Consider the following 4384-nt stretch of genomic DNA (forward strand, 5'->3'; position numbering starts at 1 on the left):
CCATCAACGTGGTCGCGCTGTTCGCGCGCCTGCGCCTGGTGGTGACCCGGGAGTACACGCAGCTGCTGGAAGAAGGCGAGCTGGAGCCGATCAGCCCGGTGCAGATCATGCGCGCCCAAGGCTACAACCTGTTCATCGGCGCCTTCGCGGCACTGGCCAGCTACGCGCTTTTTCACCTGGTCACGGTGTTCCCGCTGTCGTGGGTCGCGCTGCACGCCACGCAGGACATCAATGACGTGCTGATCATCCAGATCATCGGCGCGGGGATCGCCATGGCGGCTACCATCACCTCCGGCTGGATCGCCGACCGCATCGGGCGGCGCACCACGCTGGCGTTGATGGCAGTCCTGATCGGCATCTTCGGCCTGTTCGCGCCGTACCTGATGAACGGCACCCCGGCGCGGCAAGACTTGTTCATCCTGATCGGCTTCGGCTTGCTGGGCTTGTCGTACGGCCAGGCCGCGGGCGCTGTCACGGCAAACTTCGGATCGCGCTTTCGCTATACCGGCGCGGCGCTGACTTCCGATTTTGCGTGGCTGTTCGGCGCCGCCTTTGCGCCGCTGGTGGCGTTGGGACTGTCGGCGGAGTTCGGCTTGTTTGCCGTCAGCGCCTACCTGCTGTCCGGCGTGGCGTGCACGTTGCTGGCGCTGTGGATCAATCGCAAGATGGAAGCCCGCGACTGACCTGGCTACGACAAAAAAACGGCCAGTCATGCGCAATGACTGGCCGCTGTCTTTTCCACTCCGCTTTGCTCAGAAATTCCCGAAGAACCCACGCGCGGCGACCATGCAAAACGGCGCCACCAGGCTCCCGTGGTAGGCCTCGATCACCGCCGACGCACCACCGTCGGTTGCGCCCGCCGCCACGGCCTGCGCGGCGAGCGTAGCCTTGGCCAGCGCAAATCCCTGCTTGATCGGGGCGTACGGATCGGCAGGCCCGGCCACCGGCGCATCCACATCCAGCACCGAAGTCAGCCCCGCCGGCACCTTGGCATTCTGCCAATACGCCTGCTGCACGGTCGCGTTGAAGAAGAACACCGTCGGGTCGAAGCGACCGCCGCAAAGCTGCACCGGGGCACGCGGGATCCAGTTGCGCAAGTCATTGCGCTTGAACGCCTGGCGCAGCGGCGCAACCGGGCTGGCCGCCGGCGCCATCGCCACCGTGGTGTACGGGAACGCGCCATCCGGATTCACCAGCGCGTCTTCCAGCAGGCCGAGGCGGAAGCTGTTGCGCACCAGGTTGCCTTTGCCAAACCCGAGGGCGAAGATCGGCGTCAGCTCAGGCGGCGCCAGCGGGGGCGAAGCCGGCGGCGTCAGCGAGGCAAACTGCGCAGCCGGCGGATAAGGGCTGAAGAGCGCCGTGGCAGGCAGCTTGCCGTTGCCAATCAGCGTGTCGATTGGCGTCACGCTCGGCAGGAGATCCTCGATGCCACGCGCGTAGCTGGCCTCAAACAGGTCGCCCGGCCTGCGGTAAATATTGCCGTAGGCGTTCTGGTAGCTGGTCGCCACCAAGGTCGTGAAGATGGTGGAACCCAGATCCACCTCACCCGCGATCAGCGCGTCGCCGGTGGCCGCCATGGCATAGGGCCCCGAACCCGTGGAAGCCGCCGTCACGTTGATGCCCGCCGCCTGCAGCGCGCGATGCGTGGCCATGGCAACGTGGCCGCCCTGCGAATATCCGGTGATAAAGAGCTTGCCATTCTCCCGGGCCGCCTTGCCCGAGTCCGCCCGGGCCAGTGCAACCCGTGCGGCCCGCAGCGAGTCGATCATGTCCGCCGATTGCTGCTGGGCATTCAGGTAGGGATGATAGGAAAGCTCGGAGCCGGCGTAACCCGCATAGTTGCTCGCCACCACGATATAGCCCTGCGCGGCATACATGGCCGCAACGCTGATGCCCTCCGAGGCGCCATCACCGTTGCCCGGGTCCTTCTGCGTCAGGTCCGCAAGGTTGAATTTGCGGTAGGTGGTGGTGCCATGCGCGTACATCAACGCCGGGCGTGGCCCACTGCATGCGCGCCCGCCGCTTGGAATCATCAGCGCGCCGCTCGCGGTGGTGGGCTCATTGGCGCCGCCGATGGTGCGGTAGCGGAAGTAGACGATCTCCAGGTCGCATGCAGGGGTGCCGGCGATCTGCAATAGCTGCCGGCCTGAATCGCTCGCGTTGAGAACGCCGGCCAGCGCGGCCGCGCTCAGGCGCAGCGTGGTCCTGTGATCGAGAAGCTGGCCGCGATTACTGTTGTAGTTGTAGTCGTTGTTGTTGTTGCCGTTGCAACTGATCCCGCCGCAAGAACTCGCCGATTGCGCGTAAGCCCCCGCGCTCAACGCCAGACACGTCAAGCCCGCAAAGCCCGCCTTCGCCATGGTCAATCGCATCTTCCATCCCCCCCGCCTGTGGTCTACGTCAGTTAGCCTGATCTACACAATTAGCGGAGTGTAGGTAAACGGATCAACTACCCGCCAGCCTGATGGCGCGCGATCTCGTATCGTGAAAAAGAGATGAACAGGTCGTGATGCCCATCCATCCTGAGGGTCAAGAACAGTAACGCAAGGTTGCAGCCAAGCGGCCTGGCCTAGCGTCCGGTGCGCACCCGGAAACCCAGCCCCGGCGACACCACGGTGGCATCGCCATYGCGCAGCTCGATGGTTTCCAGGCTGCCGTTGTCCCGTGATTCAGCGGCAAACTCCGCGATGTTGCGCAGGCGCGCGGCCGGAATGCCGCACGCGCTAAGCCGCGCTTCCAGCTCCGTGGCCAAGCCATCGGCCAGCGCGGCGGCGAGCGCCTCCTTGAGCGCGCCCGGATCGAGCGAGCGCACAAAGGCAGGCAGGCCGCTGCGTTCCAGCGGCGGATTGAACAAGGCGGGATCCCGCGCCAGATGACCAAGGCCCAGCGCTTCGAGCAATGCCAGCAACTGGCCTGGCGTGTTGGCGCCGATGGCCAGCCAGCCATCGCGCGTGCGGAAGAAATCGGCGGAGGGGCTGCCGGAGTAGCCCTGGTTGCCCTGCCGGGGTGGCGTGGCGCCGCGTGTGAGCGCGTCACAGGCCATGGGGTACATCAGCTGCATGCCGGCGCTGGCCATAGAGATATCGAGCAGCATGCCGCGCCCGGTGCGCTCGCTGTCGCGTACGCCGGCCAGGATGGCGAAGGCGGCGAGCAGCCCCGTGGCGGAATCGATGACCGGGAACCCCGTCTTGATGGGCGGGTCGCCCTCGTTGCCCGCCATGTAAGCCATGCCGGTGGCAGCCTGCACCACATGGTCGTAAGCGGGCCGGCCGCGCCATGCCGGCGCGCCGCGGCCAAAGCCGGAGATGCTGCAATAGACCACGCGCGGATTCAGCGCAAGCACCGCCTCGAAGCCGAGCCCGAAGCGCTCCAGCACGCCCGGGCGCAGGTTGTCGACGAAGACATCGCAGGTGGCGGCGAGCTCCAGCGCATGCTGGCGCCCTTGCTCGCTGCCAAGGTCGAGGGCCAGCGACGACTTGCCGGCGTTGAGCGCGACGAAGCCCTCGCGGCCCCGTCCGGCGCGGCGCATGACATCGCCGCCGTTGGCGTTTTCCACCTTGGTCACGTCGGCCCCGAGCTGCGCCAGCAGGAAGGTGGCGAAGGGACCGGCGATGACGTGCGAGAAATCGAGCACGCGGATGCCCGCGAGCGGGGTGAATGAATGGGTAACGGTGACAGGCATGGCAGGCTCACTCGATCGTGATGTGGTTTTTCTCGATCACCTGCCGCATCCTGGCGGTTTCCTCGGCGACAAGGCGGGTGAAGGATTCGGGCGTGGGGCTTGGTTCGATGAGCGCCCCTGTCTCGGCATAGAAACGGCGCAGCCCGGGATCCGCCAGTGCCCTCAGCATGGCGGCATGCAAGCGCGCCACCAAGGGCTTAGGCAGGTTTGCCGGGGCCCAGATGCCACTCCAGGAATCCAGCGTGAGATCGCTGCGCCCGAGCGCCTCGTTCAGGGTCGGCACGCCTGGCAGCGCGGGGATCCGCTGCATCGAGGTCACGGCAAGCGCGCGCACCTTGCCATTGCCGATCTGCGGCACCGCGGTGGTCGCTACCGGAAAACCGAATTGCGTATCGCCCTTGATCAGCGACGGCACGATCTCCACCGAGCCCTTGTAGGGGATATGGACCGCGTTGATGCCTGTCGCCGATGCGAAAGCCGCGCCGCAGATATGCGCGGCGGAGCCGATGCCGCCCGATGCATAGTTCAGCGAGCCGGGCGAGCGCCGCGCGGCGGCCACCAGTTCGCCCACGGTGCGGTACGGCGAATTCGCCCCCACCACCAGCACGGCGGGGCTGACGCCGATGCGGATCACGTGGGTGAACGCCGCCGGATCGAACTTGACGGATGGCTGCAAGAGCTTCTGCGCGACATGGGTGGAGG

The 4384-nt window shown here is 66.5% G+C and carries 4 protein-coding genes; 1 reads left to right on the plus strand and 3 read right to left on the minus strand.

Translation table 11 applies throughout. The features are described from left to right. On the plus strand, positions 1-683 hold a 683-nt coding region (locus tag AC1DS3_RS35630; protein WP_477129041.1), incomplete at its 5' end, for an MFS transporter. 69 nt (positions 684-752) lie between these two features. Here the strand turns inward: AC1DS3_RS35630 and AC1DS3_RS35635 are convergent. From AC1DS3_RS35635 to AC1DS3_RS35645, 3 genes are all read right to left on the minus strand, one after another. Next, a complete protein-coding gene (locus AC1DS3_RS35635) occupies positions 753-2372 on the minus strand; it encodes an alpha/beta hydrolase family protein (protein WP_441636433.1) in 1620 nt (539 codons plus the stop codon). Between the two features lie 197 nt (positions 2373-2569). Continuing rightward, entirely contained in the window at positions 2570-3682 is a 1113-nt protein-coding gene (locus tag AC1DS3_RS35640) for a CaiB/BaiF CoA transferase family protein (RefSeq protein ID WP_477129042.1), read from the minus strand. A gap of 7 nt (positions 3683-3689) precedes the next feature. Beyond that, a partial coding sequence (locus tag AC1DS3_RS35645; RefSeq protein WP_477129043.1) for a Bug family tripartite tricarboxylate transporter substrate binding protein occupies positions 3690-4384 on the minus strand: 695 nt, incomplete at its 5' end.

Source organism: Cupriavidus sp. 01L46 (genome assembly GCF_056399905.1).